Source organism: Halorubrum sp. Boch-26 (genome assembly GCF_029889805.1).
Taxonomy (GTDB): Archaea; Halobacteriota; Halobacteria; order Halobacteriales; family Haloferacaceae; genus Halorubrum.
In genome coordinates this window covers 1-3836 of sequence record NZ_JARANT010000146.1, presented here as the reverse complement: position 1 = coordinate 3836, position 3836 = coordinate 1, and the positions used below count along the sequence as shown (strand labels likewise).

The 3836-nt window shown below is 74.2% G+C and carries 3 protein-coding genes and 1 pseudogene; 2 read left to right on the top strand and 2 right to left on the bottom strand.

Going from position 1 to position 3836, the window contains the following annotated elements; genetic code table 11:
* A partial coding sequence (locus OQF71_RS14110) for an MOFRL family protein (RefSeq protein ID WP_280588445.1) occupies window positions 1-622 on the top strand: 622 nt, incomplete at its 5' end.
* Window positions 623-716: 94 nt separating this feature from the next.
* Complete coding sequence (locus OQF71_RS14105) at window positions 717-1730, top strand: aldo/keto reductase (RefSeq protein ID WP_280588444.1); 1014 nt, start codon at window positions 717-719, stop codon at window positions 1728-1730.
* Window positions 1731-1739: 9 nt separating this feature from the next.
* Here the strand turns inward: OQF71_RS14105 and OQF71_RS14100 are convergent, their stop codons facing one another.
* Window positions 1740-3392, bottom strand: a complete 1653-nt coding sequence (locus tag OQF71_RS14100) for a hydantoinase B/oxoprolinase family protein (RefSeq protein ID WP_280588447.1) — start codon at window positions 3390-3392, stop codon at window positions 1740-1742.
* 74 nt (window positions 3393-3466) lie between these two features.
* A pseudogene (locus OQF71_RS14095) lies at window positions 3467-3836 on the bottom strand (hydantoinase/oxoprolinase family protein); the annotation flags it as partial.

Genomic DNA, 3836 nt, shown 5'->3' with positions numbered 1-3836 from the left:
CGCGCACGAGGCTACGCCGACCGCGGGCGACCCGGCGTTCGACCGCGCGCGGTCGTTCGTCGTCGGCAACGGGCGGACGGCGCTCGACGCCGCCGCGGATCTCGCCGCCGATCGGGGGTACGAGCCGCTGGTGCTCGCCGCGGGGGTCCGGGGCGAGGCCCGGGAGGCCGCGATCACCCACGCCGCGATCGCCGAGGAGTGCGCGCTGCGGGGGTCGCCCGTCGAGCCGCCCGCCGTGTTGCTCTCGGGCGGGGAGACGACCGTGACGCTCGGCGACGCCGACGGGACGGGCGGGCCGAACGCGGAGTTCGCGGCGAGCGCCGGTCTCGCGCTGGCGGAGGGCCCGTCGGGCGGAATCGGCGGGGCGGAAGAGGGAGGCGACGACGCACCACGGATCGTCGTCGCCGCCGCCGACACCGACGGGATCGACGGTCCCACCGACGCCGCGGGCGGGATCGCGGACGCGACGACGCTGGACCCCGACGCCGCCCGCGACGCCCTCGACCGGCACGACGCCTACCCCCTGCTCGACGAGGCGGACGCGCTGCTCCGCACCGGCCCGACGGGGACGAACGTCAACGACCTGCGCGCGGTCGTGGTCGAGCCGGGCGACGAGGGGTAGGCGGACCCGGAACGTCGCCTACGACGTGCGAGGCGTTCACGCGTCGCATCCGGTTGCTGTACGTTTTTGCGGCGACCGCGACAACGTGGGGACGATGACGCCTGAACTCGACGAGATCGACCTCGGCACCGTCCCGCTCGGCCGAACCGGGCTCCGAACGAGCGAGCTACAGTTCGGCACGTGGCGGTTCGGCCGCGTGACCGAGGAAGGGAACGTGGAGATCGACGAGCCGCGCGCCCACGAGCTGCTCGACGCCTACGAGGCCGCCGGCGGCCGGTACATCGACACCGCCGACGTGTACGGCGGCGGGGACTGCGAGCGCTGGATCGGCGACTGGCTCGCCGACCGCGACCGCGAGCGCTACACGATCGCCTCGAAGGTGTACTGGCAGATCCGCGACGGCGATCCGAACAGCCGCGGGACGAACCGCAAGAACGTCCGCCACCGCGTCGACGCCCTCTTAGACCGACTCGACACCGACTATATCGACGTTCTCTACATCCACCGCTGGGACGACGAGACGCCGGCCCGCGAGCTGATGAAGACGCTGAACGGGCTCGTCGAGTCCGGCAAGGTCCACTACATCGGCGCGTCGACGCTCCGCCCGAACGCCTGGAAGGTCGCCCGCGCCAACGCGATCGCCCGCAACGAGGGCTGGGAGCCGTTCAAGGTCCTCCAGCCGCGCTACAACCTCGTCGACCGCGAGGTCGAGGGCGACTACCTGGAGTTCGCGCGCCAGCGGAATCTGGCCGTCTCCCCGTGGAGCCCGCTCGGGCAGGGCTTCCTGACCGGGAAGTACGACCGCGACGAGGATCTCCCGGAGGAGTCGAAGGCAGCCGAGTCGAGCCGCTTCCAAGAGGCGTACCTCACCGAAGGGAACTTCGACGTCCACGACGAGCTCGACGCCGTCGCCGACGAGGTCGACGCCTCGCCCGCCCAGACCGCGCTCGCGTGGCTCGCCCACCGCGACGGCGTCACCGCGCCGATCGTCGGCGCGCGCACCGTCGGCCAGCTCGCGGAGAACCTCGCGGCCGCAGAGATCGACCTCTCCGACGAGCAGGTCGAGCGCCTCACCGCCGCGAAGCCCGGCCCGTACGGCGAGCTGTAAGGCGCGCCGTCAGTCGTCCGTGTCCGATTTCTCGACCGCCTTCCCGTCCGCGCGGTCTCGCTCGCGCGCCGCCGGGGCGCGCTCGCTCGGGTCGCCGTAGCCGCCCCCGCCCGGCGTCCGGACCGTGACCGTCGTTCCCGGCTCGACGTCGACGGTCGTCTTCGCCGGAACGGGGTCGCCGTCGATCAGGTTCTCGCCGGTGGCCCCCGCTCCGCCGCCCGCGATTCCGGCGGGAGCGTGTCGCCGTCGCTCGGTCAACAGCGAGACGGTCGCGGCGGTCTCGACCCGCACGCGGCGTTCGAGGCCGAGCCCGCCGCGGTGGCGCCCGTCGCCGCCGCTGTCCGGGCGGAAGGCGTATCGCTCCACGCGGAGCGGATAGGCGGCCTCCAACGCCTCGACCGGCGTGTTGAGAGTGTTCGTCATGCCGACCTGCACGCCGTCCATCCCGTCGGCGTCCGGGCGCGCGCCGAAGCCGCCGCCGATCGTCTCGTAGTACGTGAACGACTCGGCGGTGTCGGCGTCGCTGTCGTCGCTGTCGTCGTTCCAGCCGCGACCGCCACCCCCGCCGCGCGCCCCGATGGTGAGGTTGTTCATCGTGCCCTGACTCCCCGCGGTCACCCGGTCGGGGGCCGCCTCGCCGAGCGCCGCGAGCACGACGTCCGTGACGCGCTGGCTCGTCTCGACGTTCCCGCCGACGACCGCCGCGGGCGGGTTCGGGTTCAGGATCGACCCGTCCGGCGCCGACACCGAGACCGGCTCGTAGCAGCCGTGGTTCGGGGGGATCGACGGATCGGTGACGCAGCGCACGACGAAGTACGCCGCGCTCTTCGCGACCGCCAGCGGCGCGTTGCAGTTCCCGTCGACCTGCGGGGCGCTGCCGGCGAAGTCGACCGCGAGCGCGCCGCCGTCGACCGTCACCGCGGCCCGGATCGGGAGGTCGGCGTCGGTGACGCCGTCGCCCTCCATGACGTCGTCGGCCTCGTAGGTCCCGTCCGGGAGGTCGTCGATGGCGGCGGCCATCCGCTCGCGGGAGTAGTCGATCACGGCGTCGAAGGCGCGTTCGAGCCGAGCGCGACCGTGCTCGTCGGCCAGCTCGCGGAGCCGGTCGCCGGCGCGCTCGTTGGCCGCGAGCTGGGCTTCGAGGTCGGCGCGTCGCTCCGCCGGGGTCCGGACGTTGGCGAAGATGAGTTCGAGGACGTCTCCGACGCGCTCGCCGCCGTCGACGAGCCGAAGCGGCGGGATCCGGAGCCCTTCCTGCTGGATCTCGCGGGCGCCGGCCGGCATGCTTCCGGGCGCCATCCCGCCCACGTCGGCGTGGTGCGCGCGGGAGACCGCGAAGCCGACCACGTCGCCGTCGAGCGAGAGCGACGAGACGAGCGTCACGTCCGGGAGGTGGGTCCCGCCCGTAAACGGGTCGTTGAGGACGAACACGTCGCCGGGCGTCGGGTCGCGCTCCCGTACGGCCGCGACCGCCTCGGGCATCGCGCCGAGGTGGACCGGGATGTGCTCCGCCTGCGCGACCATCCGCCCGGCGGCGTCGAAGAGGGCGGTCGAGCAGTCCTGTCGCTCCGTGATGTTCGGCGAGTAGGCGCCGCGGATCAGCACCGTCCCCATCTCCTCGGCGACGCCCTCCAGCTGGTTTCGGAGCACCTCCAGCGTCACCGGGTCGAGGGCGGGGGCGTCGGCGTCGCTCTCGGTGTCGCGGGCGTCGGTGGAGCCGGGAGCGTCCGCGTCGGTCACCGCTCCTCACCCCCGGCCTCGGACGCGTCCCGTTCCAGTACCACCGTCCCGTCCCGCCGGACGCGACCCCCCCACGCCGGCGGGACCACGGTCGTGCTCTCGGCCCCCGCGAGCACCGCCGGGCCGTCGAGGGTCGCCCCGACCCCCAGCGCGTCGCGGTCGTAGACGGTCGCCGTACCGCTCCCGGCGTCGGGGAAGACGACCTCGCGGGAGCCGCGCTCCGCGTCGGCCGCGCCAGTCCTCGCGACGGTCGGCGCCGCCACCTCGACGGTGGCCGCGACCCGGAGCGTGACGGCCTCGCCGCCGGCGTCGAGCCGGTAGCCGTAGGCGAGCTCGTGGGCCGCGGCGGGGCGCACCGCGAGGGCG

What these genes read in the sequence shown, in the direction of transcription:
- OQF71_RS14105 (WP_280588444.1), top strand. Translation starts at nt 717, where the DNA reads ATGACGCCTGAACTCGACGAGATCGACCTCGGCACCGTCCCGCTCGGC.